At 54.7% G+C, this 25519-nt stretch carries 26 protein-coding genes; 11 read left to right on the top strand and 15 right to left on the bottom strand.

Annotated elements, in window-relative coordinates:
* Positions 1–39: 39 nt before the first annotated feature.
* The 3 genes from KFJ24_RS01480 to KFJ24_RS01490 all read right to left on the bottom strand — a co-directional run bounded on the left by KFJ24_RS01480 (position 40) and on the right by KFJ24_RS01490 (position 2747).
* Complete coding sequence (locus KFJ24_RS01480) at positions 40–1425, bottom strand: PhoH family protein (RefSeq protein ID WP_434967991.1); 1386 nt, start codon at positions 1423–1425, stop codon at positions 40–42.
* A 24-nt stretch (positions 1426–1449) separates the two neighbouring features.
* Positions 1450–1941 (bottom strand): CBS domain-containing protein, encoded by a 492-nt coding sequence (locus KFJ24_RS01485; protein WP_250829314.1) that lies wholly within the window; start codon positions 1939–1941, stop codon positions 1450–1452.
* A gap of 68 nt (positions 1942–2009) precedes the next feature.
* Positions 2010–2747 carry an START domain-containing protein gene (locus KFJ24_RS01490; RefSeq protein ID WP_250829315.1) on the bottom strand — a complete coding sequence of 246 codons (738 nt, stop codon included), beginning with the start codon at positions 2745–2747 and terminating at the stop codon, positions 2010–2012.
* Positions 2748–2884: 137 nt separating this feature from the next.
* Between KFJ24_RS01490 and KFJ24_RS01495 the strand changes: the two genes are divergently transcribed.
* Positions 2885–3892, top strand: coding sequence for a DUF2804 domain-containing protein (locus KFJ24_RS01495; protein ID WP_250829316.1), 1008 nt, complete (start codon positions 2885–2887; stop codon positions 3890–3892).
* Positions 3893–3926: 34 nt separating this feature from the next.
* Here the strand turns inward: KFJ24_RS01495 and minE are convergent, their stop codons facing one another.
* From minE to KFJ24_RS01520, 5 genes are all read right to left on the bottom strand, one after another.
* The gene (minE, locus tag KFJ24_RS01500) at positions 3927–4178 is read right to left on the bottom strand and encodes a cell division topological specificity factor MinE (RefSeq protein WP_250829318.1); all 252 of its coding nucleotides are present in this window, start codon (positions 4176–4178) and stop codon (positions 3927–3929) included.
* 3 nt (positions 4179–4181) lie between these two features.
* A complete protein-coding gene (gene minD / locus KFJ24_RS01505) occupies positions 4182–4994 on the bottom strand; it encodes a septum site-determining protein MinD (RefSeq protein ID WP_250829319.1) in 813 nt (270 codons plus the stop codon).
* Between the two features lie 77 nt (positions 4995–5071).
* Positions 5072–5830, bottom strand: a complete 759-nt coding sequence (minC, locus tag KFJ24_RS01510; RefSeq protein WP_250829320.1) for a septum site-determining protein MinC — start codon at positions 5828–5830, stop codon at positions 5072–5074.
* Positions 5827–6207: a HopJ type III effector protein gene (locus KFJ24_RS01515; RefSeq protein WP_250829321.1), complete on the bottom strand. Its 381-nt coding sequence runs from the start codon at positions 6205–6207 to the stop codon at positions 5827–5829. Before KFJ24_RS01515 ends, minC begins: the two co-directional genes overlap by 4 nt.
* Entirely contained in the window at positions 6207–6485 is a 279-nt protein-coding gene (locus tag KFJ24_RS01520; protein ID WP_250829322.1) for a DUF1244 domain-containing protein, read from the bottom strand. The genes KFJ24_RS01515 and KFJ24_RS01520 overlap by 1 nt, the downstream gene beginning before the upstream one ends.
* Positions 6486–6600: 115 nt before the next feature.
* On the opposite strand from KFJ24_RS01520, the gene dinB reads away from it, so the two are divergent.
* The 8 genes from dinB to glpK all read left to right on the top strand — a co-directional run bounded on the left by dinB (position 6601) and on the right by glpK (position 16638).
* Positions 6601–7665 (top strand): DNA polymerase IV, encoded by a 1065-nt coding sequence (gene dinB / locus KFJ24_RS01525; protein WP_250832529.1) that lies wholly within the window; start codon positions 6601–6603, stop codon positions 7663–7665.
* A 177-nt stretch (positions 7666–7842) separates the two neighbouring features.
* Complete coding sequence (locus KFJ24_RS01530; RefSeq protein ID WP_250829323.1) at positions 7843–8880, top strand: NADP(H)-dependent aldo-keto reductase; 1038 nt, start codon at positions 7843–7845, stop codon at positions 8878–8880.
* Positions 8881–9121: 241 nt separating this feature from the next.
* Positions 9122–9445, top strand: a complete 324-nt coding sequence (locus tag KFJ24_RS01535) for a hypothetical protein (protein ID WP_250829324.1) — start codon at positions 9122–9124, stop codon at positions 9443–9445.
* Positions 9446–9577: 132 nt separating this feature from the next.
* Positions 9578–11788 carry an acetyl-CoA hydrolase/transferase C-terminal domain-containing protein gene (locus KFJ24_RS01540; RefSeq protein ID WP_250829325.1) on the top strand — a complete coding sequence of 737 codons (2211 nt, stop codon included), beginning with the start codon at positions 9578–9580 and terminating at the stop codon, positions 11786–11788.
* The gene (locus tag KFJ24_RS01545; protein ID WP_250829326.1) at positions 11788–12258 is read left to right on the top strand and encodes an FKBP-type peptidyl-prolyl cis-trans isomerase; all 471 of its coding nucleotides are present in this window, start codon (positions 11788–11790) and stop codon (positions 12256–12258) included. Before KFJ24_RS01540 ends, KFJ24_RS01545 begins: the two co-directional genes overlap by 1 nt.
* 252 nt (positions 12259–12510) lie before the next feature.
* Positions 12511–13248, top strand: coding sequence for a response regulator (locus KFJ24_RS01550; RefSeq protein ID WP_250829327.1), 738 nt, complete (start codon positions 12511–12513; stop codon positions 13246–13248).
* A 68-nt stretch (positions 13249–13316) separates the two neighbouring features.
* The gene (locus KFJ24_RS01555) at positions 13317–14891 is read left to right on the top strand and encodes an ATP-binding protein (RefSeq protein ID WP_250829328.1); all 1575 of its coding nucleotides are present in this window, start codon (positions 13317–13319) and stop codon (positions 14889–14891) included.
* Between the two features lie 259 nt (positions 14892–15150).
* On the top strand, positions 15151–16638 hold the full coding sequence (gene glpK, locus KFJ24_RS01560; RefSeq protein ID WP_250829329.1) for a glycerol kinase GlpK: 1488 nt from the start codon (positions 15151–15153) through the stop codon (positions 16636–16638).
* A gap of 2 nt (positions 16639–16640) precedes the next feature.
* On the opposite strand, the gene KFJ24_RS01565 is transcribed toward glpK, so the two are convergent.
* Both KFJ24_RS01565 and argF read right to left on the bottom strand, forming a co-directional pair.
* Positions 16641–17714 carry an ABC transporter ATP-binding protein gene (locus KFJ24_RS01565; protein WP_250829330.1) on the bottom strand — a complete coding sequence of 358 codons (1074 nt, stop codon included), beginning with the start codon at positions 17712–17714 and terminating at the stop codon, positions 16641–16643.
* Positions 17715–17718: 4 nt separating this feature from the next.
* Positions 17719–18633, bottom strand: coding sequence for an ornithine carbamoyltransferase (argF, locus tag KFJ24_RS01570; protein WP_250829331.1), 915 nt, complete (start codon positions 18631–18633; stop codon positions 17719–17721).
* A 229-nt stretch (positions 18634–18862) separates the two neighbouring features.
* Between argF and grxD the strand changes: the two genes are divergently transcribed.
* The gene (grxD, locus tag KFJ24_RS01575; protein ID WP_250829332.1) at positions 18863–19189 is read left to right on the top strand and encodes a Grx4 family monothiol glutaredoxin; all 327 of its coding nucleotides are present in this window, start codon (positions 18863–18865) and stop codon (positions 19187–19189) included.
* Positions 19190–19199: 10 nt separating this feature from the next.
* Here grxD and KFJ24_RS18210 read toward each other — a convergent pair whose 3' ends face one another.
* Positions 19200–19541, bottom strand: coding sequence for an energy transducer TonB family protein (locus KFJ24_RS18210; protein ID WP_350455584.1), 342 nt, complete (start codon positions 19539–19541; stop codon positions 19200–19202).
* A gap of 64 nt (positions 19542–19605) precedes the next feature.
* Between KFJ24_RS18210 and KFJ24_RS18215 the strand changes: the two genes are divergently transcribed.
* Positions 19606–19812, top strand: coding sequence for a hypothetical protein (locus KFJ24_RS18215; RefSeq protein ID WP_250829334.1), 207 nt, complete (start codon positions 19606–19608; stop codon positions 19810–19812).
* A 183-nt stretch (positions 19813–19995) separates the two neighbouring features.
* On the opposite strand, the gene KFJ24_RS01590 is transcribed toward KFJ24_RS18215, so the two are convergent.
* From KFJ24_RS01590 to KFJ24_RS01605, 4 genes are all read right to left on the bottom strand, one after another.
* Positions 19996–22218, bottom strand: a complete 2223-nt coding sequence (locus KFJ24_RS01590; protein WP_250829335.1) for a DUF1631 domain-containing protein — start codon at positions 22216–22218, stop codon at positions 19996–19998.
* A 198-nt stretch (positions 22219–22416) separates the two neighbouring features.
* Positions 22417–23019, bottom strand: coding sequence for a Yip1 family protein (locus tag KFJ24_RS01595; RefSeq protein ID WP_250829336.1), 603 nt, complete (start codon positions 23017–23019; stop codon positions 22417–22419).
* Between the two features lie 150 nt (positions 23020–23169).
* Positions 23170–24453 (bottom strand): HlyC/CorC family transporter, encoded by a 1284-nt coding sequence (locus tag KFJ24_RS01600; RefSeq protein WP_250829337.1) that lies wholly within the window; start codon positions 24451–24453, stop codon positions 23170–23172.
* An 83-nt stretch (positions 24454–24536) separates the two neighbouring features.
* The gene (locus KFJ24_RS01605; RefSeq protein WP_250829338.1) at positions 24537–25343 is read right to left on the bottom strand and encodes a cytochrome C assembly family protein; all 807 of its coding nucleotides are present in this window, start codon (positions 25341–25343) and stop codon (positions 24537–24539) included.
* Between the last annotated feature and the right edge of the window lie 176 nt (positions 25344–25519).

The raw sequence follows: 25519 nt of genomic DNA on the forward strand, positions 1-25519 counted from the left end.
AAAAAACCGGGGCATTGGCCCCGGTTTTTTCCCTTCATGTCAGAGATTGGCTTCGGCGAATTCGGCCAGCAGGGAGCGAGGCACACCCTGAAGGTGTATGTGCCCGCCATGGCGGAAACTCTTGAAGCGTTCGGTCATGTAGGTCAGGCCTGAACTCAGGGCGCTCAGGTAGGGTGTGTCGATCTGGGCCAGATTGCCCAGGCAGATTACTTTGGAGCCGTTACCGGAACGGGTAATGATGGTCTTGATCTGGTGCGGCGTCAGGTTCTGGGACTCATCAATGATGATCAGGCTGTGCTGGAAACTGCGGCCACGGATGTAGTTCATCGACTTGAAGTGCAGCGGGACCTTGCTGAGTATGTAGTCCACGCTGGCCGTCATGTTCTCGTCGTCCTCGTGAAGGGCTTCAAGGTTGTCGACGATGGCTCCCAGCCAGGGCTCCATCTTCTCGGCTTCGGTGCCAGGAAGGAAGCCGATATCTTCGTCCAGCCCCTGGGTCGAGCGGGTGGCGATGATGCGCTTGTACAATTTACTGGCCACAGTCATCTCGATACAGGCGGCGAGGGCCAGGATGGTTTTACCTGAGCCGGCGGAACCGGTCAGGTTCACCAGGTGCACGTCCGGATCCAGTAACAGATTCAGGGCCAGGGCCTGATAGATATCCCGTGGAACCAGCCCCCAAACTTCTTCATTCATCAGGTCATGTTGATGTAGGTCCCGGATCACCACCTGGGTGTCTGAGAGGTCCGACACCTTGCCGACAAAGCCCTGTTGATCAATGACGAACTCGTTGATGTTGAGTCTCGCCAGCTCACCCTCGCGTTTGAGGATGTGTTCGGTAATGCCTTCCCGTTGGACGGTTTCCACTTTCTCAATGGTATCCCAGAAGGAGTTGGCAAATTCCCGGTAGCCCTTGGGTAGAAGGTCGATGTCATCAATCAGCTGGTCGTTGTGATAATCCTGGGCCTCAACCCCAAAGCCGCGGGCCTTGAGTCGCATGTTGATGTCTTTGCTGACCAGGATAATGTCCCGTGACTTGTGCTTGTTCTGCAGGGCAGCCAGGGTATTGATGATCTTGTTGTCATTCAGGTGTTCGGGCAGAGAGTGGGATTCCACATGCTCCGTACTCATCAGGATGAGCAGCTTTCCCAGCGGGTCTGCTTTCTTGCCACGAACGATGGGAATGCCCTTCTCGATTTCCTTGGGAGTAGCATCGCCCAGCAGCTTGTCGATGTTCCGGATGGCCTGGCGACAATCTGCCGCCACCGCCTGTTTGCCGGATTTCAAACTATCGAGTTCTTCAAGGACCGTCATCGGGATGATGACATCGTGTTCTTCGAAGTTCAGGAGGGCGTTGGGGTCGTGAATCAGGACGTTGGTGTCGAGGACGTACATCTTTTTGCGAGCTTGCGGTGCTCTGGGCATATGGGGCGCTACCTCTCTGGTGGCTCAGTCGTCTCGGGCGCAGCGTTGCGTGAGTTCCTTTTCCGAAATCAGCTTCAGCATATCGTAAGTCGTTATGATACCGGTAATTTTTGATTCCTTTGTGACAAAGATTCGGTGCAGGTGCTCGCGCATCATGATATTGGCAATGTCGCGCACAGGGGTCTGTTCGTCAACCGATAGAACGCTGGGGGTCATGATGTCCCGGACTTCTACCGGGACCTTGCCCATTTCCTCGAAGATCACCATGCGCAGGCGGCGAGCTTCCTGTTCTTCTTCCGGGGTGAGCAGGGGGTCAGGATCGGAACGGTCGGCGTTCCAGCGGAACTCGGTGATGTCCTTGAGTGTCGCAATACCGACGATGTCGCCGTTCTCATCAGTAACCGGGCTTCCGGTAATCTCGTTGTCCGTGAGAAATCGGGCGAGCCGGTCCATGGTCCATGATTGAGGTACTGCCTTGATACTTGGTGTCATTATCTCGAATGCGAGAACGGTCATTGAACTGGGCCTGCCTCTGGGTGTCCTTTTGCTAAAGCTTAGCTTGTCCTCCGAGGCGCGTCATCCCCTCAGGTGTCTGAGGGGCGCACATCGATAAGCTGGCCATCCTGGTCGTAAACAAGTCTGAAGCCCTGATAACGTGCTGTTGCGGCGACCTTTTCCAGTGCCTGAATTGATCGGACGGGAATATCCACTAGCAGCGAATTGACCAGCCAGCCGGGCAGTGCGCCGTTGGGGTCGGTATGCTGAACCCAGATCATGCGGGTTTGATCGCCCTCGGGGATAAAACGGTAAAGGGTGTCTGACCGGTCTACCCGGACACGGTTTTCATTCTCGGCCAGCTGATTGGGCGTGGCATTCAGATCCATAATGACCTCGCCGGACGTTTCGTCGCCACGGGTCTGGATGTGCAGTACGTAATCCCGGTCAGTTACCGGCCAGGGCATGTCATTCACGGAATAGGCGTAACGGTCCTGAAAGTCGCCCTTGCCAAAGGCATAGGATTCGATGCAATTATGCACCCACTCAATACAGGACTGGGGATTGATCATCACCGCCATCAGGTTTTCGATAGGTACATCCAGAAGCGCAACCGCTTTGAATGCCTTGAAACTGGATGTGTCCTGGTCGACGGTGTAAACCTGAATGTTCCCGGTTTCCTTGCTCAGGTTCCAGCCTTCGGCATCTTCCGCTGGCAGCTCGGCCCTTGCATTGGTTGCTGCGAGGGCGGTGACCAGCAGGGCGCATACCGCTCCGCTGATGGCTGGGGCCCAGCCCCTGAAGCAGTGGGCTCCGGTCTTTCTCATACTGTACACTTCCTTGATGATGGTGGCCCGAGTCTAACATGAGGCTCTGACCGGATCGGCCACTGAAACAAGGGATTGTGAACCAGGTAACTCTCTGGTTGACCGGTCCCTCCAATTGGCCTGAACTGACGCAACCTATGACAATAAAAAAACTGATCGACGAGAATGGAAAAGTCACCGCTGGCATTTTTGATCAGCCGGTCGAGGAGATTAACTATCTGGACTATGACCTGCGAACGGTGATGGATAGACCACGCTCACGCCTGGCTCGCCGATGGCGTTTTAACCAGTTTCAGTTTGTGAGCGCCATGGGGTCAAGTTGGGTGTTTGGTATGGCGTTGGTGGACCTGAACCTGGTAGGCAACGGTTTTTTCTACCTGTACGACTTTGAAACCGGAACTATGCTGGAGCAGTCCTTTCTCCAGCCCTTTGCCCTCGGCACCCATATTGAACCGAGGCCTGAACAGGGTATGGCATCTTTCAACAAGGGCGACGTTGCCCTGAAAATTATTGCCGGCGCAGGCGGTCGCAATATCACAGTCTCAGCTCCGGGGGGTATTCGAGTGGACCTGGAACTGAAAGAGGATAATGATCCTCTGAGGCTGGTTTGCCCAGCCGGTTACAGTGGCTGGGTGTTTACCCGGAAATCGGCCGGTTTGCCGGTTGAGGGGGAAGTTTGCTGGGATCATCGGATCTGGCGCTGTGATGAGAATACCCGGGGCTCGATCGACTGGAGCTGTGGTTTTATGCGCCGCGAGACAGCCTGGAACTGGGCTTGCCTGGCGGGAAAACTTTCGGATGGGCGCTCGCTCGGGCTGAACCTGGCCGCAGGCGTGAATGAAACGGGGATGACTGAAAACGCGCTTTGGCTGGATGGGCGTTGTATCAAGTTAGGTGTCGCCCGCTTCTTGTTTGATCGTTATCAGCCTGGCGGGGACTGGCATGTAACAACGGAGGATGGCCGGGTTGATCTGCAGTTTGTGCCTGCGGGTGTGCGGAAGGAAAAGCTGAATGCTTTGGTGCTGGCATCCAATTTCCGGCAATTTGTCGGGACATTCCGCGGCTACGTAACGGACGAGGCAGGCACAAAAATCCCCGTAGCGGGGCTACGGGGATTGATGGAAGATCATTTTGCTCGCTGGTAGGGCAATGGCCTGACGGCCACTGGCCCCGGCGGTGTCAGCGTTCGGGCAAAGTGACGTTCAGTTCGAGTACTGAACAACTTTCATTGCGGTCCACTTCCACCTGCACCATATCGTCGCTGATCTGAACGTATTTACGAATCACCTCAAGCAGTTCCTGCTGGAGTTGCGGCAGGTAGTCGGGTTGCTCACGCTGGCCACGTTCGTGGGCAACAATAATCTGCAGGCGTTCCTTTGCCACGCTTGCCGTATTTTGCTTCTTGCCTTTGAAGTAATCTAGGAAACTCATCCCTTAGCCTCCCTTGAACATCCGTGAGAAGAAACCCTTCTTCTGGGCTGTCATAAAACGATGTTCCCGTTCCTCGCCCAGTAGCCGCGCAACAGCGTCGTCGTATGCCTGGCCGGCATCGCTGTCTTCTTCCAGAATAACCGGCAGGCCCTGGTTGGATGCATTGAGCACCACCTGACTTTCCGGGATGACACCCAACAGCGGGATGGCAAGGATTTCCTCAACATCGGCTACCGACAACATTTCGCCTTTTTCGACCCGGCCAGGGTTGTAACGGGTTAACAGCAGGTGCTCGTTGACCGGATCCTGCCCCATTTCCGCCCGCCGGGACTTGCTTTGAAGAATGCCCAGGATGCGGTCGGAATCCCGAACGGAGGATACTTCCGGGTTGGTGACCACGACCGCTTCATCGGCATAGTACAGAGCCATCATTGCACCGTGCTCGATGCCTGCCGGCGAGTCGCAGACAATGTAATCGAAGGTTTCGGAAAGCTCGTTGATAACCTTTTCTACCCCTTCCTTGGTGAGCGCTTCCTTTTCTCGGGTCTGGGAGGCAGGCAGGATGTAAAGTGTATTAACCCGCTTGTCGCGGATCAGCGCCTGGTTCAGGGACGCCTCCCCCTGAATGACGTTAACGAAGTCATACACGACCCGTCTTTCGCAGTTCATGATCAGGTCCAGGTTACGAAGACCCACGTCAAAATCGATGACAACGGTTTTGTGGCCGCGCTTGGCAAGGCCAGTGCTGATTGAGGCGCTGGTGGTGGTCTTGCCAACGCCGCCTTTTCCTGAGGTAACGACAATAATTCTAGCCAAGGTTACGTTCCTGTTTCGCGATGGATTCGTCGTGTCTGCCGAATTATCCGGTCAATTTTTTTTATTCAAGCTGAACATCAGGCCTTATCCAGTGGCGTTACCACCAGCAGGTCATCCCTGAGCTGGATCTGTACAGCGTTTTTCCAGCCGTTGCCCTGAAGATCTTCAGAGATTTTATAGTGTCCGGCGATGGACACAAGCTCTGCTTCAAGAGACTGGCAAAAGATCCGGGCAGATTCCGCCCCATGAATACCTGCCAGTGCCCGACCGCGGAGTGGGCCATATACATGAATATTGCCGGCAGCCAGTACTTCAGCGCCGGCCTGTACCGATGCGAGGATGATCAGGTCTCCATCCGGTGCCTGAATCTGCTGGCCGGAGCGGACCGGTTGATTGATAACCCGGGCGGGTGCCGGCTCCGTGGTGACGCTGGCTGCTGGCTGTTCTGTCGCGGTTGCATCCTGAGGGGGGGCTACTTCACCCGAGGGCTCGGGTTCGCGATGGCGGCTGCCGGGAAGTAGCGCCAGGGATGCGCCCCGTGCCAGCCTGCGCTGGTCATCATTGCCACCACGAACACCGACAACGTGGATATTGTGACGACGGCAGGTACCAATGATTTTGAAGAAATCCAGTTCGCTGTCGAGACCTTCGTATTTCTCCAGGCTGATGATGATGGGGATATCCTTGAAAAAACCCGGTGCCTGACTGATTTTGTCCCTGAGAGTCTCTTCGAACTCATCATTTTCAAAGTAGTACAATTCCAGTGCCGTCATTGAGACACTGGCGCTTTTCAGCTGAAAGCCCTGTTTTACCCCTGAGGTGGCGGTATCGGTCATGAATGCTTCTCTTCCATGGTGTTGGGCGTTGAACGCGGTCGCAATGGCTCATTTTCAAAGCGGATGCCAGACCAGCCGGTACTGATAAACTGACGAATATTGCCATGGCTGTCGCCAGCCGGGTCACCCATGACCTGGTCATAATGCTGGCCAAAGAGCCTGAGCGTATCAGCCTCCGGCAAGCTGCAATAGCGACCGAGCGCAAAGACCTTGCAGGAGCCTGCATTTTCGCCGGCCTTATTACGCAGCGGTCCGTTCTCGAAGCCGGTGGGCTGGTATTCAAAATGGCGCTCGATAAGGGCCAGGGTGTCGTCGAAATCCGCATGCCCCGCGCCAAGTGATGCCAGGTGAATCCGAACCGCCTCGTTAGCCTTCATTATTTATGATCCAGCTTGGCACCAGTCTGGTAGTGGGATTTCCATTCTTCATAAGGCATGCCATAGATCTCTTCCCGGGCATCCGGATCAGATATCTCGAAACCGCGTTGTTCGGCTTCGGCACGATACCATTTGGACAGACAGTTGCGGCAAAAGCCGGCCAGATTCATCATATCGATGTTCTGAACGTCGTTTTTGTCTCTCAGGTGTTGCACGAGACGGCGAAAGGCAGCCGCTTCGATTTCAGTACGGTCGGACTCGGGAATAGGGTTGCTCATAGTGCCTCGCGATGGTTTCGGATCGTTGTCGTTGGACTTCCTGACATTCTCTGTATGTTAGCTTAAGATACAAGGCTGTATAAATGTACAGAAAGTTGACGTGAGCCTCCTGATTATGCCACAGCGCAAGATCATCCATGTGGATTGTGACTGCTTCTATGCGGCGGTTGAAATGCGTGACGACCCGACGTTACGGGATCTTCCTCTGGCAGTGGGTGGCAACGGAGGCCGCGGGGTTGTGACCACCTGCAATTATAAGGCGCGGGCATTCGGTGTTCGATCCGCCATGCCTGGCAGCGAGGCTCGCAGGCTTTGCCCGGGGCTGGTGACAGTACCAACGGACATGGCCCGTTATCAGGCCGCATCGCGACAGGTTATGGCCATCCTGCGGGAACTGACGGATCTGGTGGAGCCGTTGTCGCTGGATGAGGCCTTTCTGGATGTGTCCGATATCACCGATCACAAGGGCAGCGCGACTCTGATGGCTCGGTATCTGCGGGAGCGGGTAGAGCGTGAAGTTGGTATCACGATTTCTGCGGGTGTTGCACCCAACAAATTTCTGGCGAAGATCGCCAGCGATTGGGAAAAGCCGAATGGTCTGTGTGTTATCAGGCCTGAAGATGTGGATGGTTTTGTTCGAGCCTTGCCGGTCGAAAAACTGTTCGGCGTAGGGCAGGTCACGGCTTCCAGATTGCACCAGATGGGGGTAGAGACCTGCGGGGATCTGCAGGCCGTGGGGCCGGAAGTACTGACGGAGCGTTTCGGCAAACAGGGTTACCGGCTTCACGAGATGGCCCATGGCCGTGACGAACGTCCGGTTGTGGTCACCCGGATCGCCAAATCAATCAGTGTCGAGCGGACATTTTCTCAGGACCTGCCTGACCGGTCTGCCTGTGAGACGGTTATGGCTTCACTGGTGGCTGATCTCAATCTCCGATTATCCAGAAAGGCCCGCCAGAAGCCGATCCACAAACTGTTTATAAAGATCCGCTACAGTGATTTTTCAACTCATACGCTGGAGCGGGTTAGAGAGCAGGTCAGGGAGCCCGGTCTGGAGGACTACCTGCCGTTATTCAAGGAATTGGCTGGGGAGAAAGATCGGCCTGTACGCCTGCTGGGAATGGGGGTGCGCTTTCGAAATGACGATGCACCCGTTACTCAGTTGCGTCTTTTCGATTGATGAGTGTCACGCAGCAGGTTCACGAAATAGCCCGTCGGGACACTAGCCTGGAAACAGGGGCAGACTTTTCACCTCATTGATTTCCGGGGGAAAGGTCTTGGAAACAATGGTAATGTGTTGGTGGCGACACTCCCCTGATATTCCCGTTACCTGTTCAAAAGCTGATACGGAGGTGATATGCAAACGCGAAAGCTTGGAAATACCAATATTGACGTCAGCCTGATCTGCCTGGGCACGATGACCTGGGGTGAGCAAAACACCGAACAGGAAGCCTTTGAACAACTGGATTATGCGACCTCTGAAGGTGTGAACTTTATCGATGCGGCAGAGATGTATCCGGTGCCGCCGAAGGCCGAAACCCAGGGGCTTACCGAGACTTACCTTGGTAACTGGCTGGCTCGCCGCGGCCAGCGGGATGATCTGGTTATTGCCTCCAAGGTGGCAGGGCCGGGAAGTGGCCTCCGCTATCTCCGCAATGGCCCCCGACTGACTCGGGAGCATATTCGCGAGGCCTGTGATGCCAGTCTCAAGAGACTCCAGACTGACTATATCGACCTTTATCAGGTTCACTGGCCGGACCGCAGCGCCAATTTTTTTGGCAAGCTTGCTTATCAGCACAATCCGGATGAGACATTTACGCCTATCGAGGAAACCCTCGGTGCGCTGAGTGAACTGGTAAAGGAAGGCAAGATCCGGCACATCGGCCTTTCCAACGAGACCCCTTGGGGGGCTATGGAATATCTGCGCCTGGCGCGCGAAAAGGACTGGCCCCGCATGGTCAGTATCCAGAACCCATATAACCTTCTGAACCGCTCGTTCGAAGTGGGGATGGCTGAAATTGCACACCGGGAGCAAGCTGGCCTGCTCGCTTATTCGCCGCTTGCCTTTGGTATGCTTTCCGGTAAATACCTGGGTGGAAAATGGCCTGAGAAGAGCCGGCTGACCCTTTACGAGCGGTTCAGTCGCTACACCAGTGAGCGGGCTGTTGATGCCACCGGAGCTTATGTCGAACTGGCCCGCAAGCACGAGCTTTCTCCGGTGCAGATGGCGCTGGCATACGTAAACAGCCGAAGCTTCGTAACCAGCAACATCATCGGGGCAACAACCATGGATCAGTTGCGCGAAAATATGGGGTCAGCGGATCTGACTCTGAGTCCTGAAATCCTGGAGGCTATTGAAGCTATCCATGAGGAATTTACCTATCCCTGTCCCTGAGGTTTGACGCCTTGCTCCGTCAGGGAGGAATCCCGCTGGCCGCAATGGCCGGCGGCGCTTTGTTGAGTGCCGGCTTACAAAGTGAAACATCCGGGATTATTTTTTGACAAAAAATGGGCAGTCCGACGACAAAAAAACGGCGCATATGTGTGCAGAGTCACATTTTTTCTCGCTTCAACTATTAGACTTTAGCCATAGGTAATGTAAAATTCGATTCCGGTTGAAGGGTCTCTGAAGTGTCATGATTATTCGCATCTTTGTCGCATTGCTCGCTCTCAATATGGTTGCTTTCGTTGTACGCGCCGAAGCCGCCGAGCGCGTATTTTCTGGCATGGGTGACACCATTACCACGGAAGATCTTTATGAATTGCAGGAGCGTATGTCAGGTGACTTCGACCAGGACAGCTCTGATGCTTTCAGCGCCATTGGTTCGCGTCTTTTGACTCTCACATTCTCCCGTTCAAGAAAAGACGGCAAGCAGTATGCTTCCGAGCCCGCGCAGCCAGATCACGGTATTGCCCTGCTGAATGAGGGTGCCTGCCTTAACCTGAAGTGGAATTTCTGACTCCTCTCCAGGTCACGTTTTACCCCCCTGCCATAACCTCTCCAATTCATGACCTGACGCATTGCCAGTGTCATTGTGTCGTGTGATCATCGATCGCAATGATAGTCAGGAAGACCCATAAGGAGATTGGTAATGGCGGTAGAAAGTGGTCGTCGTTTAAACGATGTAGATGCCTGTGTTGACGAAGTTATTCGCCGTGTTGGAAAGACCGTCAGGCTCGGCTTGCCGCTGGGGCTGGGGAAGCCGGTACGTTTTGTTAACGCCCTGTATCAGCGCGCCAAGGATGATCCGGAGATTCAGCTCCACATCGTTACCGCCCTGTCGCTGCTTGCCCCCAAAGGCGGATCATCCCTTGAAAAGCGCTTCATGGGCCCTTTTGTAGAACGGCTCTACGGTGAGATTCCGGAGCTGGCATACGCACGTGATGTCTCAAGCAACCGCCTGCCGAAAAACGTTGTGGTCTCGGAGTTTTTCTTCAAGGCCGGCAGCTTTCTGAACAACTCGTCACAGCAGCGCCATTATGTGAGCAGCAATTACACGCATGCCGTTCGCGATCTGATGGGGCAGGGGATCAATGTTATCGCACAGATGGTATCGCCGGGGGATGAGGTCAACGAACCCGGCCTGGTCAGCCTGAGTTGTAACCCGGATCTCTCCCTCGATCTACTTCCTTTGATGCGTGAGCGTGAAGCCGAAGGTACACCGGTCGCAATCGTAGCCGAACTGAACCGGAACCTGCCCTATCTGGGTCATGATGCGGCTATCGGGGAAGATCGCTTTGACGTGGTTTTCGATCAGCCGGCCACGGATCACCCGCTTTTCTCGGCGCCGCAAATGGCGGTCAGTCCCGAAGACCATCTGATCGGCTTTTATGCCAGCGCCTTGTTGAAAGACGGAGGCACCCTTCAGGTGGGTATTGGCTCGTTGGGCGCAGCGCTTGTGCACAGCACCATTTTGCGGCATCAGAAGAATGATGCCTGGCGCGCGGTTTATGAGCACCTGAACGTCGAAGAGCATTTCCCCCTGGTCAAGACTGTTGGCGGAACCGGCACGTTTGAGAAAGGCCTCTATGGCTGCAGTGAGATGATGGTCGACGGTTTCCTCTACCTGATGCAGGAAGGCATCCTGCGCCGGGAAGTGTTTGACCATGCAGAGCTCCAGTCCCTGATTAACGAAGGTGTGATCGATGAGCGGGTCTCGCTGGATATGCTCGATGTTTTGCGCCGGGAAAAACTGATTGATTCTCCGCTTCGGGCACGGGATGTCACCTGGCTTGTAAGTCTCGGAATTCTGAAAGAGACCGTTGAGTTCAAAGGTGGCCGGCTACGGGTCGGTGACCACTCTGTTGAAGTGGATCTGGACGATCCGGCCGCCAGAGAGGCGATTGAAACCCTGGCTCTGGGTGACCGGCTTACCGGTGGCATTGTCATGCATGGCGGTTTCTACGTCGGCCCGGAACTGTTCTACCAGGCTCTGCGGGACCTCACGGATGAGCAGCGCAACCGGATCTGCATGACCAGCGTCAATTTCATTAACCAGCTTTACGATCATCCGTTTGGCGATCAGCGACTTAAGGCATCGCAACGGTCGCATGGCCGGTTTATCAATTCGGCAATGATGTACACGCTCAACGGTGCGGCCGTATCGGATGGTCTGGATGATGGCCGGGTGGTGAGCGGAGTTGGTGGACAGTACAACTTTGTTGCCATGGCCCATGAGTTGCCGGGCGCGCGGTCCATACTTACCATGCGTGCCACTCACATGTCTGGCGGCAAGGCCAAGTCGAATATCGTCTTCAATTACGCCTATTGCACGATCCCCCGACATCTGCGCGATATTGTCATAACCGAGTATGGTATTGCCGACCTTCGTGGGCAGTGTGACGAGCAAGTGTATCTGCGCCTGATCAGGATTGCGGATTCCCGTTTTCAGCAGGAGCTGCTGAAGCAGGCGCAGAAGGCTGGCAAGGTTGACCCAGCGTTCAAATTGCCGGCGGATTGGTGTCATAACACCCCGGAAGCGGTGCGCCGCGCCGTTTCGGTTACCGGTGACAGCAACCTGTTCCCGGCATTCCCGTTCGGCCGGGATTTCACCGACGAGGAACTGAGGTTAGGGAAAGCCCTTAAAACCCTGAAGGCCGCAACGGCCACCCGTCGTGGTAAACTGTCGACCTTGTGGCAGGCCGTCAGGGCCCGGGACGATGAAGGTAAGTATCGTGCGTTGCTTGAGCGTATGGGGCTGGAAAATCCCTCGGGGCTGCGGGACAAGCTGGACAAGAGTCTTGTTGTTCACGGTCTGCAAATGCTCGACACACCTACGGATACAGGAAACTCAAAAACCTGATGGATGCTTCACAAGCAAAACCTGACGTTTTCACTCTTCACTACGTGCTGAAGAACAAGATTGGCGAGCTCGTTGACACTTCTGAGGGTAGCGAGCCGTTGCATTTTATCTACGGCAGCCCGGAAATTATTGAGGGTATTCAGCAAGCCGTGAAAGACCGCAATGTGGGCGACTGTCTTGAGGTTACCGTACCTCCGGCCATGGCCTATGGCGAACATAACCCAGAGCTTGTTCGCAAGGTGCCCCGTTCAATGTTTGAGGGCGTGGAGAACTTGCAGATTGGTATGAAGTTTCAGACCAACACCGGTGATGAGGCCCAGATTGTTCAGGTGGTGAGCATTGACGGCAATCTGGTCAAGGTTGATGCGAACCATCCCCTTGCCGGATTTACCCTCTATTTCGACCTCGAAATTGTTGGCCGTCGTGAGGCGACTGAAGACGAGATAGCCCAGGGGCGTCCGCTGTCCTGATTGGTTGAATTCTTTGCTGGTCGAATTCTTTCGCCTGAATTTGTGCCAGCCCCTCCGCCACGTTTGATAAACAGAGTGCCGGCCTGTTGTGCGAGCCAGCCTATGGCGGGCCATTGCCGTCCTTTGTCACGAGCTGTAACAGAGAGACCGTTCCATGTATATTTCTGAATAGCATGTATAATTGCTGTTACAGCAGGTTGCCTGTATCGTCAGGAACAGAGTTACCCAAAAACCGGAATAACAAAACCAGAGATGGATGGCGTGGAACAGACAAACGAAAGTTGGCGAATTCTCATTGTCGAGGATGACGAGCGGCTGGCAGAATTGACCCGTGAATACCTGGAAAGTAACGGGCTGCAAGTTTCCCTCGAAACCCATGGTGGTCCCGCAGTTGAGCGCATCAAGAACGAACAGCCGGACCTGGTGGTTCTGGACCTGATGCTGCCGGGCGAGGACGGATTGTCTATTTGTCGCCGTGTGCGTCCTTTTTATTCCGGCCCCATCATAATGCTGACCGCTCGCACGGATGACCTTGATCAGGTGCTGGGCCTCGAAATGGGGGCGGATGACTACATCGGCAAGCCTGTTAAACCGAGGGTTCTGCTGGCCCGTATCCGTGCCATGCTGCGCCGGGTTACTGAAGTCGGGCAGAGTGGTGGCGAGGAAGTGAATGGTGAAGAGCCGGCTCGCCTGCAGTTCAATGACCTTGTGGTTGACCGTTCAATGCGGGAAGCATGGCTGACCGATGAAAGCATTGACCTGACCAGTGCCGAATTTGACCTGCTCTGGCTACTTGCAAGCAATGCCGGTCGAGTCCTCAGCCGGGAAGAGATATTCACTGCATTGCGCGGCATAGAATATGACGGTCAGGACCGTTCGATCGATGTCCGGGTATCGAGGATTCGTCCGAAGATTGGCGACGATCCGATTCATCCACGCCGGATCAAGACCGTTCGCAGCAAGGGCTACCTTTTCGTTAAGGAAGCCTGACGATTCAGCCTCTGGAGCCGGCGTGACCAACTGGTCATTCGCCGGCGTTCCCTGCCAGGGTTTGTGACATGCCCCTGAAGTTCTTCCTCAAGCTTTACGCCCGTCTTGCCGGCCTGACCGCGCTGGTGCTTCTGCTTTGCGTGGCCCTGTTCTCCGGAGTCAACTCGGTGCGGTCGCAATTCTGGCATGAGCGTTTTCCTGAGCCTCTGATGCGCTACCTGGGAGCCGATTCGGCCCCGGCAGAACGCTACCACTGGCTTAGCTCACTTTATGACTTTCAGGTTGTTGATGCGGGCGAACTCAACCTTTCTCCGATAACCCTTGAGCGCCTTGGATATGGCCAGGTGGTTGCGCTGGATGGCCGAACAGGGTATCGAGTGCTCATTGCCAACTATTCCGGCAAGGTAATTCAACTGCGGTTCGATGAGCCGTATCGGGATGTTGCAGAAGCCATTGCCCTGATCGTGCGCTCGCACATGGATGCCGCTGCTCCAGAAGAGCGAGACAAGAAGGCTTCCCGATTGTCCGATTCGTTTCATATGAATCTTCGGCGCGTTGATGAGGCGTCCGTTCTGCCTGCCGGAGAGGTGCTTGATCAGGTTGTTACCAAGGGAGTCGTTTTCTACCGGGATGGCCCTGCAGCGGACGGGCACGTTCTGATCCAGCTTTCCGATGGTGAACTCTTCAAAATGGATATGGCGCCGCCTTTCGATTTATGGGCGTGGCCGGTTACGCTGCTTCTGATCGTGGTTCTGGGTGGCATACTGGCGCTGGTCCTGTTTGTGGCGCTTAGGGCAGTGGATAGTAACCTCCGCGCAGTGGAGTCTGTGGCAGTCCGAATCGCACGGGGTGAGATGGGAGCCCGTGTAGGGGGCGGAACTGGAACCCTGATTTCCCGTCTGGCGGCTTCCTTCAATGGCATGGCGGAGCATATACAGCGGCTGGTTCAGGTGCAGCGGGAAATGATTCATGCTGTCTCCCATGAGTTGCGCACCCCCGTTGCCCGAATTCGTTTTGGCGTTCAGATGATTGAAGATTGCGAGGATCAGGCCGGGCTGCAGAAGCAGCTGGACGGTATTGATGGTGATATCCAGGAGCTCGACCAGTTAATTGACGAGATTCTCACCTATGCGAGGCTGGAGCAGGGCGGCCCGGTTTTCTCGTTGAAGGAGGCGTCTGTCACCGACCTAGTCCGTCAGGTGGTTTCCGAGCAACAGATCATACGATCGGCACTGACCATTGAAGCGCACATTGAGGAAGGTTCGGAGCAATGGGCAATGTCGGATGTCGAGCCGCGGTATATTCACCGCGCGATCCAGAATCTGGTGGGGAATGCAGGGCGTTATGCATCGAGCCGGGTGATGGTGCACTGCCACATAGACGAAGACAATTGCCGTATTGATGTAGAGGACGATGGCCCGGGTATCCCTGAGCAGGACTGGGAGAAGGTGTTTACGGCCTTCGCCCGGCTGGATGACAGTCGTACCCGTACCTCTGGTGGCTATGGGTTGGGCCTGTCTATCGTTCGAAGAATACTCTACTGGCATGGTGGCCAGGCTTTTGTGGGGCGCAGTGATGCTCTTGGCGGAGCCCGATTCAGCCTGGTATGGCCACGCAAGAAGCCTGTGGAGGTTGTTTTGTGAACCATGCCTCGAAGCCTAACCTGATGTAACAAAGCCGCTACACAACCGCTACTGAATTCCTGGCCTGACTTGCCAATAATACACTGCGTAAGGGATGACTTTTGAGGTTGTAGTTCTTACGAACTTTCCTTGTTTCATTCGTCATTTGAGGGCCGGTTTTCCGGCCCTTTTTTTATGCCTTTCCGCCATTTTTTGTTCTATTCGCTCTTACTGCTTTCTTTCTGCTGCTAAAATCCGGGGAAAACAACCGGAGATGTTCATGACCCGCTATCTGCTTGCCATCGATCAGGGAACCACAAGCTCCCGAGCCATTGTTTTTGATGAGTCCGGAAGCAGTGTTGCTACTGACCAGCAGGAGTTTCATCAGTATTTCCCTCAGGACGGCTGGGTAGAGCACGACGCTATTGAGATCTGGGACAGTACGCTGTCGGTCTGCCGCAAGGCCCTTGAAAAGGCGGGTTTAGAAGCGTGCAAGTTGTCCGGTATCGGAATTACCAATCAGCGCGAAACCACGGTGATATGGGAGAGGGAAAGCGGGAAGCCGATTCATCATGCCATCGTCTGGCAAGACCGGCGCACAGCCTCTCTGTGTACCAAACTCAAGGCTGATGGTCATGAAGACACAGTAGTGGAACGAACCGGTTTGTTGATCGATCCATACTTTTCAGCGACCAAGATTGCCTGGATTCTGGATAATGTTGAGGGTGCTCGGGCTCGCGCCGAGGCTGGAGAGTTGGCTTTTGGCACTGTCGACAGCTGGCTTTTGTGGAATCTCACGGGGGGTGCTTCCCATTACACCGATGCTACTAATGCCTCCCGGACAGCCCTGTTCAATATCCATGACCAGGACTGGGACGAAGCACTTCTGAGTCTGTTCCGAGTTCCCCGTTCTTTACTGCCCGAGGTTCTGGATAGTGCGGCCGATTTTGGGAACACCCAGGCAGAGTGGCTCGGGTCACCGGTGGCGGTTGCCGGAATCGCTGGTGACCAGCATGCCGCACTGATCGGGCAGGCCTGTTTTGAGCCCGGGATGGCCAAGAGTACCTATGGCACCGGCTGCTTCCTGATTCTCAATACCGGCGATCAGGCCCTGAGGTCAGAAAACCGATTGCTCACCACCATGGCCTATCGCCTGAATGGTAAGCCCTGCTACGCGATGGAAGGCAGCATATTCGTTGCGGGCGCGGCCATGCAGTGGCTCAGGGATGGACTGAAGTTGATTGACCACGCCAACGAATCATCCGCCTATGCCGAAAGCGTAGGTGTCGACAACCCTGTGTACTTGGTGCCGGCATTTACGGGTCTGGGCGCTCCTCATTGGGATCCCCATGCCCGCGGTGCCATCATGGGACTGACTCGGGATACAGGGGTTGCGGAAATCGTGACCGCAGGGCTGCAATCCGTGTGTTACCAGACCAAGGATCTGGTTCGTGCAATCCAGAATGATGGCGCCCGCCTCGAGTCCTTGCGTGTCGATGGTGGCATGGTCGTCAATGACTGGGTGATGCAGTTTCTCGCTGATATTCTCAATGTCACGGTCGACCGCCCGCGGGAGACGGAAACAACAGCACTGGGAGCAGCCTATCTCGCAGGGCTGCAAACTGGCGTATACGAGAGCCTTGAGCAGATTTCAAAGCTTTGGGAATGTCAACGACAGTTTCTTCCGTCAATGGGGCCGGCGTTGCGGGAATCTCTTTATGCGGGCTGGCTTGATGCCGTGGAGCGCGTCTGTAACAACAGACTTTGAGATCAGGCTGTGCGCTCGAACGCTATCAGGTGATCCGCTTCAACGCGCACAGGGACTGTTTCACCCAGGTGAAAGTCCAGATGGCTTCGGAACAGGGCTTCGAACTCGGTTTCTTCGGAGCAGCGGAACCGGTAGAGCGTGGAAGTGCCCGCAAACGTCTTTTCTACCACCTTCGGCCGTAGATCGGATTCCGGATCATAGACGATATCATCGGGCCGGATCAGCACATCGACCAAGGTGCCCGGTGACCATTTGTAGGCGCGATTGCCATGAATGACACCCAGTTCTGATTCGATGGTATCTGGACCCAGTGCCTTGCCAGGGACAAAACCACCCTGTCCAACAAAGCTTGCGACAAAGCGATTTGCGGGCTCGTGATAAAGATTGTAGGGGACGTCCCACTGCTGTATCTGCCCATCCCGGAGGACGGCAACCTGGTCGCACATGGCGAAGGCTTCCTGCTGATCGTGGGTCACCAGAATGGCACTGATGCCAAGGGTTTTCAGGATCTCCCGTACATCAAGACTCAGGCGTCGACGGAGATCCGCATCCAGGTTGGAAAATGGCTCATCAAGCAGTATCAGCGTTGGTTCAGGGGCCAATGCCCGTGCCAGGGCAACCCGCTGCTGTTGGCCGCCTGAAAGTTCATGGGGGTAATTCTCGGCGAGATCCTGAAGGTGGACCACGTTCAGCAGTTCCATCACTTTCTGGCGCTTATCCGCGCTGGACATTTTTCGCAGCCCGAACCCAACGTTGTCTGCGATAGTCAGATGCGGAAACAAGGCATAGTCCTGGAAAACCATACCGATCCGACGTTTTTCCGGCGCAAGGGTCCGGCCAGGTAAACTGATTGCCTGCGATTGTAGGCAAATCTCGCCACCATTCAGCGGCAGAAAGCCTGCCAACGCTCTCAGGATTGTGCTCTTGCCACACCCGCTGGGGCCAAGCAGGCAGCCAATGTCGCCGTGGCTGAGTGCGAAACTGACATCCCGAATCACCGAATCCCCGCCATAACCACAAGACAGGTTGTTGACCTCCAGCAGCCACTCTGCCGGAGCACGTGTGCTTGGGTTCATGGCATCAGTCCAAACGGTTCAGAATGAGAAATTCCAGCAAGGCTTTCTGAGCGTGCAAGCGGTTTTCTGCCTCATCCCAGACCACAGAACCCGGGTGCTCCATCATGTCGACCGAGATCTCTTCGCCCCGGTGCGCAGGAAGGCAGTGCATAAACAGGGCATCTTTATCTGCTGTAGACATCAGCTTCGGGTTGATCTGGTAGCTCTTGAAGGCTTGCTCTCGCGCTGTCTGTTCTTCTTCCTGGCCCATAGAGGCCCAGACATCCGTTACCAGCAAGTTGGAATCGCGTGCAGCCTCTGCGGGGTCGCGAAACACGGTGACGCGGTCTCCGTGCGCCTTGAGCAACGACTCATCAGGTTCATAGCCCTCGGGGCAGGCGATATTGAGGTGGAAATCGAATTGAGTGGCAGCATTTATATAAGAGTGACACATATTGTTGCCGTCACCGATCCAGGTCACCGTCGCGCCACGAATGCTGCCTCTATGCTCGCGGTATGTTTGCATGTCGGCAAGTAGTTGGCAGGGGTGAAAATCATCAGTCAGGGCGTTGATCACCGGTACCCGCGAGGCGGAGGCAAAGCGCTCAACGGTTTGATGCGCAAAAGTACGTATCATGACCGCATCTACCATGCTTGAAATTACGATGGCAGAATCCTCAACAGGCTCGCCACGGCCCAGTTGCGTATCCCGTGGGGACAAGAACATGGCGGAGCCCCCAAGCTGGGCCATGCCGGCTTCAAACGACACACGGGTCCGGGTTGAAGACTTCTCGAAGATCATCGCCAGCACTCGATTCTTGAGGGAATCCCGCACCTTACCCTGCCGCCATTCATTACGGAGCCTGGCTGCATGATCTACCAGGCTTTCCAGCTCAGAGGTAGTCATGTCGTTCAATGTCAGAAAATGTCTTGCCGCCATGTAATGGCCCTTATATCAACGGAACCCGGGGTTGGTTGAGTTGTCTGAGAAGCTGACTGAAAAAAACGGGGCACCAAGTCTAGCCCTTCAGGACAGGGATGACAACGCTGCGGGAGGCCCGTGTCCTGCATTACGTATCTGTTGTTTGGTGCGCTGTTGAGCGGACGTGTACAATGGTGAGCAGTCCGTTGCCCCAGGCAATTTCGTTTTCTACCAGAGGTGAATGTTCATGGACATCAACGAAACCATCAAGAGTCAACTCGACGAAAACCCGGTTATCCTCTACATGAAGGGTAGCCCGCAGGCTCCACAGTGCGGCTTCTCAGCCAAGACCGTTCAGGCGCTGATGGCTTGTGGCGAGCGCTTTGCTTTTGTAAATATTCTGGATAACCAGGAGCTGCGTGAAGCCTTGAAGGTCTACTCCAGCTGGCCGACTTACCCCCAGCTTTATATCGGCGGTGAGCTGGTTGGCGGCTGCGATATCGTTCTGGAAATGTCCGAGAGCGGTGAGCTGACCAAGATGGTGAAAGACGCCGCAAAGCAGGCCGAGGCCTGATTTCTCTGTTTCAGAACCGTTCCGGGGAGAATACAAGCTCAACCTCGAAGCGGTTCTGATCTTCGCCTTCTGCCGGAGGCTCTGGATAGGGGCTGGCGGCAAGAGCCGCGCGGTACGCCGCATTGTCTATTCGCTCGACCCCGGTAGGTTTCAGTATTCTGGCTCGCGTCAGGGCACCATTGCCCAGGAGCTGGAGTTCTATCTCCATTCTTTCCGCCTGAGTAAGCCTACTTAGAGCTGGCACTCGTAGTTTTTCTAGCTCCTGACCAAGGTGCGCTGCGAGTTTAATCAGGTATGGATCCTGCTCCGTGGGGGCCTGGGTAATCCGGGTCAGGTTTTCCTTGGGTTGCAGTTCAGACGACGTTTCCTGCCCGCCTGCGTCTGACGCGGCGCCTTTACCGGGAGGGCTCGCTTCGGTGGGTGCTTTTGCTGATGTTTGCTGGCTTACACGCTGTTGGGTCGCCTTGCGGGGTGAGGGCTCTGGTTTACTGACGCTGGTGCTCGAGGAGCTTGCGGTAACCCTTGAAACAGAGTGTGACGGCCAGGGCGCGACTGGCGCCACCTCGAATCTGGGGTTGCGACTTGTGGAAGGGTCAGTAGACGTTGAAGGCGTGCCCGCCTGACTTGTAATCGTTCCGGGAGGAATCAACTCGAAGCGTATGGTTTCACGCGACTCCGAGGGCTCCCTGCTTATCGACGGGAACCCTGAGAAAAGGAGTGTATGGGCCAGGAACGCTACCGATAGCGCTAGGGTGATCCTGTACTTCGCCGGAACGCTGTTACTAATGCCTTTTCCCTGCATCAATTCAGGCTGTCTTGCTCCGAAGCGTTCCCACAACGGCATTGAGGGCCCTGTCAATTAGCGCACCCTGCTCAAGCAGTGTCAGGCGGCCACGTCGCATTTCATGGGCTAACTCAATCCGGTTCTTCTCAATGACCTTCAGACCCATGCGGTTCACAAATACAAAGCTGTCTGCCTCTTCAATGATTGCAGACAGCTTGCAGCGGAAGTTGGCACCGTTGACCAGCCGGAATTCTACCCAGTTTCCGATTTCGATGCCGTCGATTTGGGCGACATACTCGCCAACGGCGGCTTCTTCAAGCTGTTGTTGCCTCTCGACGGCGGTCTGGTGAACCGTTGCAATTTCCTCCTCGGCAGGTTCTGAAGGCGAATCCTGACGGGCCTCGATGGCGGCGTTGGTTCTGAATGCTTCCGCCAGTTCGTGCTTGAGATGCCCCATTATTTCGTCCAGCTTGGAGGAATTATAGGAAACTTCCTCTAGCCCGGCCCGGAGTCTCTTGAGCAGGCTAGGTACAACCCGTACCCACTGATCCCGCTCCTCGTCCTCCTGATGCGGGTGGAGGCACCAGATGAGGTCATCTACTATACGAACGGACTCCTGCCAACGGTGCTCTACATCGTCCCGAAGGTAGGCGAGAAACATAAAGCGGCCCCAGCCGTTCATCAGAATATCGTATATCGGATCCGGCAACTTATAGCGCGCAACCTTTTCCTTCAGAAGTTTGTCTACCGTTTCCTGAGCCCTCTGGGACTTGATGCGACCTCTCTCTGACTCCCGCGTCCTTTGCTCTACCAGTGACGTTTTCCGGTTTTCCTTCTCCAGAAATTGTTCAAATTCCTGGTTCAGGTTTTCGAAGAGTGTAATGTCCCCGGTAAACTCGTTGAGAATTCTTTGTACGATACCGTGGATTTTATCGTAGAGTTTGTCCTTCGCTTTTTCGTCACTGCGGCTCCAGCCAATGCCTGCCCGAGCCAGAGAATTCAAAAGTCGCCGCGCGGGGTGGGTTGTCTGGCTAAAAAAGGTTTTGTCTTTGATGACAACTTTCAGAATAGGGATCTGCAATCGACTGATAAGTACCTGAACCGGGGCGGACAGGTTGTAGTCATCAAGGATAAATTCGAACAGCATGGAAACTAGGTTGATAAGGTCCTCATCGACCTCGTTCAACGCCGGTTTTCGGCCGTCTCCGGCATCTACTTGCGACAATAATTGCTGAACCACCTGGCCCAGATCGATCGTGACTGGCTCTCCGTCGCTGAGGTTGCCATCTGCCGGCCTGGTATCCGGAAGTTGCAGCGCGTTCAGGAGGTCGGCCAGTTCCGAGTCTGCGACAACTCGCACATTGGGGTTTGACGCACGAGGAGGGATTCCAGCGTTGGCCCTTTGAAGTGCCAGCATCTGTCTGATCTGATCAAAAACTGCGCTACTGGCTGTAACCCCCTTGTCAGATGCTCCAGCTTGAGAGTCAGTCTCTTTGGCACCTGCCTGCGAGTCATCCTTTCGGCCTGAGGTAGTTTGTTGCTTTCCCGCCTTTCCGTGATAGCGGAAATTTGGAATCACACCAGCCTGAATCAAAATTCGATTGGCCTCATCAAGCAACATGCCGAGATTGGATACGACATACCGGTCAAACTGTTTCAGAAGAATCAGTCGTTCCCTGATTTGTATTTCGAGGGCCTGTATAGCTTCTGTAAAGGCGCTACATAAGTGTTCCGGTGCCATCGGGTTTACCGGGGACTCATCTGTGGCTTCTGGGTAAACCTGACTGAAACGGGTCTGAAGTTGCAGCAACGGACCCTGAAAGTGAGCCTTCGCTTTGGTAATCATGGCATTCAGGGCGACCTGTTCTTCCAGGTCTTCATTACCGACCAGTGACAGGGTGTCTGCAGTGGGCTGCTTGCTTAAAGTCTCTTCCTGAATGTGTCCGGTATGAGGGGGGTTGGAAAAAAACTGGGCGACGGTGTTCTGAAAGTGCCGCTCCACACCCTTGCGTTTGATGCGGATTTCCCGCATCGCCTCAAAATAGCGGTTCTGCTCATTGTTGCTCCGGGCGTTGTTAGCCAGTTCAAACAATGAGTCGTCGACGGCGTCAAAAGCGCCTTGCAACAGATCTCCCAGCCCGGCGACGACAGTGTCCCGGATGCGGGTGACCTCCACAGGAACCGGTTTGCTGCTGCCCGCTTCCCTGTGTTCGCGGAGGTAATGTATGCCGGACTGTTTATTCATGGCAGACTCCTGTTTGCGCCTCAACCGGATACATGACCGAGCTTGAATCTTTATTTTTTCTTTATCGGTTAAATTTACCGCATTTTTAGCAAACTTAACATGAATAAACGCTAACCTGGGACTGCCTTCAAAAAACGAGGGGTGTCCCACAGGGACACCCCTCGTTAATTCAGGGTATTACTGCCTCCGCGTTGGAGGTCAGCTTACATAAACGGGGCCAACGCCCATGCTCCAGATAACCACGCTCATGGCGAGAAGGGCGACGAACATTACCAGTCCTACCGTTAATACCGCTGACGCGAACATGAACCCACGTTCTTCAGGGATCTTCATCAGAATGGGCAGGCCTTCATAAAGAAGATATACGGCGTAGGTAATGGCTGCGAGCCCGGCGAGCATGTTTACCCAGATATTGGGGTATACGGCGATTACACCGATGAGAAATATCGGCGTGGCAGTATATGCGGCAAGTGCAACGCCTCTTGGTGTCCTTTCAACCGCATCATAGGTCGCGGCAAAGAAATCAATAAATTTACCCAGAATGAAAATGCCAGCAAGCATGGCAGCGTAGAACAGGAGTGAAAGCTGAAGGCCGCTTCCTATGGAGAGTCTCGTTATTTGCCCATCCCCGATTTGCCAGCCTACTTGGGTCGTTCCGAAGAAACCGGCCGCAGCGGGAATGAGGGCTAAAAACAAAATGTGACCCAGATAAAGCCTGGTGACCGACTCGGATTCCTTTCGAATGGCTTCCCATTCCTGGTCGGGGTGGGCCAGTAAACCAAAACTGTGTGTCAGACTCATGGAAAAATTCCTTATCATTATTTTTGTATCGCACCACTTCCAGTGTTCGTCGTGCGCCGATAAGGGTCAAGAGGATGGTTAAATTTTGATCTTTCAAGAACGGTGCCCGCTATAACTTAAAGGACTATAGCGAGCCAGGACGAGAGCGGGTTATGTTCGGGGCAGTGTGCGCTTCTTGCGTTTCCGAGGGTGGACAATGGCGGCCTTTACGACGTTGTCCTTTATCTGCAGAACTTCGACGCAATGTCCGCCCACCTTGACGCATACGTTTGTATCCGGAATGTTTTCCAGTGTCTCGGTGATCAGGCCATTCAGAGTTTTCGGGCCATCCGTGGGCATTTTCCAGCCCAGGGTCTTGTTAATGGTCCGAACGGCGGCTGTGCCGTCAATAATAAAGGTGCCATCGTCCTGGGGAATAATGTCGGGACTGGTCGCAGCGTAATCCGTGGTGAAGTCACCGACAATCTCTTCCAGGATATCCTCGAGTGTAGCCAGGCCAAGCACGTCACCATATTCATCAACAACGATGCCGAATCGACGTTTTCCCTTCTGAAAATTAATGAGCTGGGTGTTTAGCGGGGTGCTTTCAGGAATGAAGTAGGGTTCCTGACAAAGCTGCATGATCATTGCCTTGTTGATCTCGTCCTGCTGGACCAGCTTCGACGCGCTGCGAAGGTGCATAATGCCCTGGATATTGTTGATGTCGCCTTTGAAAACGGGCAGTCGGGTGTGTTGGCTGCTACGGAGTTGGCGCAGGATGGTGTCGGTGTCGTCGTCAAGATCAATGCCAACGACCTCGTTGCGGGGGACCATGATGTCATTAACTGTGACTTTTTCCAGGTCCAGAATACTGACCAGCATATCCTTGTGTTTGGCGGGGATCAGGGCGCCCGCCTCATTGACAAGGGTTCTTAGTTCTTCTCGGCTGAGGTGGTCGCTGGCAGCGTCGTCTGCGGAAACTCTGAGTAGTTTCAGGATACCGCCGGTGAGCAGGTTTACTGCCCATACGATCGGATACAGGATTTTTAGCAACGGCCCGAGGACATAGCTTGCGGGGAAGGCGATCTTTTCGGGGAAGAGGGCGGCCAGCGTTTTTGGGGTGACTTCCGCGAAAATCAGAATGACAACGGTCAGTAATATGGTTGCGATGGCAATACCAGCATCACCCCAGAGCTCCATTGCAATAACCGTGGCGATGGAGGAGGCAAGAATATTGACGAAGTTGTTGCCGATCAGGATGACCCCGATCAGCTGATCTGTTTTCTGGAGGAGGTTCTGGGCCCGCTTTGCTCCCTTGTGACCGGTTTTTGCCAGATGTTTGAGGCGGTACCGGTTGAGGGACATCATTCCGGTTTCCGAGCTGGAGAAAAAGCCGGAAAGCACAATGAGGCCGACAAGCAGAATAAACAGCGCGGTAAGCGATGTTTCGTTCAAGAGGGGGTCCTTTTATTACCGACAAGTGGGGAAAATAGGGTTTGGTTGAGCCTGGTGTCAAGTCGTGCTTTTGATGGGTGGGATCAGCCGCCCCTCTGGAATACCAGTTCCAGCACAAATTTGCTGCCATAAAAGGCCAGCATAAGGAGGGCGCAGCCCGCCAGCGTCCAGCGGCTCGCGGTGATGCCGCGCCAGCCTCTGGTGTAGCGCCCGATCAACAGCGCAACGAACACCAGTAGTGACAGTAGCGAAAAAACGGTTTTATGAGCCAGGTCCTGAGCAAAAAGATCCTCTACGAACAGGGCTCCGGTAACAATGGCGAGGATCAGCATGACGACCCCGGCCCATACCATCTCGAAAAGGAGCGACTCCATGGTCTGCAGGGGGGGAAGGTTGCGCACCAGCGGGCTGTTGTAATTGTGCTTCAGTTGGCGATTCTGTAAATACAGAAGGATTGCCTGGATGGCGGCCAGTGTGAACAAGCTGTAGGCTGTCACCGACAATGCGATGTGTGAGAGCATCCCGTAGCTGTGGTCGGAGACCAGTCTGGAAGGCGTGTGGGTGATCAGGGCCATAATGATGGTTAAGGCAGCCAGAGGGTAAACCCCGAGAAACAGACTCTGCACCGGCTTTTTCAGGTTGAGTCCGAGTAGAAGAAGTACAATCAGCCACGAAATCAGTACCGAGCTTTTGAAAAAACCGAAATCAAACCCGCCGTCATGATGAACGGTTTGTGTGATCAGCAGTCCGTGGCTGATCAGTGCCAGGGCACCGATCAGGGTGGTGATAGCCAGGTTGCTATGCACCCGGCCTCTGAAATGGAGAGCCTGCAGCGCGGTACCGACGCTGTATAGAAAAAGAGAGGTGACCGCGAGAATCAGCGTTCCCATGACTTCCTTATATACCACTGTTCTAACTGGGGATCGGTGGCTGGAATCACCGATTTGACCGGGCTGGTCGTTTCAGGGCGATAGTCTGGTTATAATGTCGCGATTATGCAACTGGAATCAAGGAGCCGCAGCTGGCTCTGAGGACCATGCACTCAATTTATCCGGGGTACGGAAGA

The organism is Marinobacter sediminum (assembly GCF_023657445.1).
Lineage (GTDB): Bacteria > Pseudomonadota > Gammaproteobacteria > Pseudomonadales > Oleiphilaceae > Marinobacter > Marinobacter sediminum_A.

Bases quoted from the DNA above. Each gene is read 5' to 3' on its own strand.
- KFJ24_RS01480 (WP_434967991.1), bottom strand. From the start codon at position 1,425: ATGCCCAGAGCACCGCAAGCTCGCAAAAAGATGTACGTCCTCGACACC.
- KFJ24_RS01485 (WP_250829314.1), bottom strand. From the start codon at position 1,941: ATGACCGTTCTCGCATTCGAGATAATGACACCAAGTATCAAGGCAGTA.
- KFJ24_RS01490 (WP_250829315.1), bottom strand. From the start codon at position 2,747: ATGAGAAAGACCGGAGCCCACTGCTTCAGGGGCTGGGCCCCAGCCATC.
- KFJ24_RS01495 (WP_250829316.1), top strand. From the start codon at position 2,885: ATGACAATAAAAAAACTGATCGACGAGAATGGAAAAGTCACCGCTGGC.
- minE (WP_250829318.1), bottom strand. From the start codon at position 4,178: ATGAGTTTCCTAGATTACTTCAAAGGCAAGAAGCAAAATACGGCAAGC.
- minC (WP_250829320.1), bottom strand. From the start codon at position 5,830: ATGACCGATACCGCCACCTCAGGGGTAAAACAGGGCTTTCAGCTGAAA.
- KFJ24_RS01515 (WP_250829321.1), bottom strand. From the start codon at position 6,207: ATGAAGGCTAACGAGGCGGTTCGGATTCACCTGGCATCACTTGGCGCG.
- KFJ24_RS01520 (WP_250829322.1), bottom strand. From the start codon at position 6,485: ATGAGCAACCCTATTCCCGAGTCCGACCGTACTGAAATCGAAGCGGCT.
- dinB (WP_250832529.1), top strand. From the start codon at position 6,601: ATGCCACAGCGCAAGATCATCCATGTGGATTGTGACTGCTTCTATGCG.
- KFJ24_RS01530 (WP_250829323.1), top strand. From the start codon at position 7,843: ATGCAAACGCGAAAGCTTGGAAATACCAATATTGACGTCAGCCTGATC.
- KFJ24_RS01535 (WP_250829324.1), top strand. From the start codon at position 9,122: ATGATTATTCGCATCTTTGTCGCATTGCTCGCTCTCAATATGGTTGCT.
- KFJ24_RS01540 (WP_250829325.1), top strand. From the start codon at position 9,578: ATGGCGGTAGAAAGTGGTCGTCGTTTAAACGATGTAGATGCCTGTGTT.
- KFJ24_RS01545 (WP_250829326.1), top strand. From the start codon at position 11,788: ATGGATGCTTCACAAGCAAAACCTGACGTTTTCACTCTTCACTACGTG.
- KFJ24_RS01550 (WP_250829327.1), top strand. From the start codon at position 12,511: ATGGATGGCGTGGAACAGACAAACGAAAGTTGGCGAATTCTCATTGTC.
- KFJ24_RS01555 (WP_250829328.1), top strand. From the start codon at position 13,317: ATGCCCCTGAAGTTCTTCCTCAAGCTTTACGCCCGTCTTGCCGGCCTG.
- glpK (WP_250829329.1), top strand. From the start codon at position 15,151: ATGACCCGCTATCTGCTTGCCATCGATCAGGGAACCACAAGCTCCCGA.
- KFJ24_RS01565 (WP_250829330.1), bottom strand. From the start codon at position 17,714: ATGAACCCAAGCACACGTGCTCCGGCAGAGTGGCTGCTGGAGGTCAAC.
- argF (WP_250829331.1), bottom strand. From the start codon at position 18,633: ATGGCGGCAAGACATTTTCTGACATTGAACGACATGACTACCTCTGAG.
- grxD (WP_250829332.1), top strand. From the start codon at position 18,863: ATGGACATCAACGAAACCATCAAGAGTCAACTCGACGAAAACCCGGTT.
- KFJ24_RS01590 (WP_250829335.1), bottom strand. From the start codon at position 22,218: ATGAATAAACAGTCCGGCATACATTACCTCCGCGAACACAGGGAAGCG.
- KFJ24_RS01595 (WP_250829336.1), bottom strand. From the start codon at position 23,019: ATGAGTCTGACACACAGTTTTGGTTTACTGGCCCACCCCGACCAGGAA.
- KFJ24_RS01605 (WP_250829338.1), bottom strand. From the start codon at position 25,343: ATGGGAACGCTGATTCTCGCGGTCACCTCTCTTTTTCTATACAGCGTC.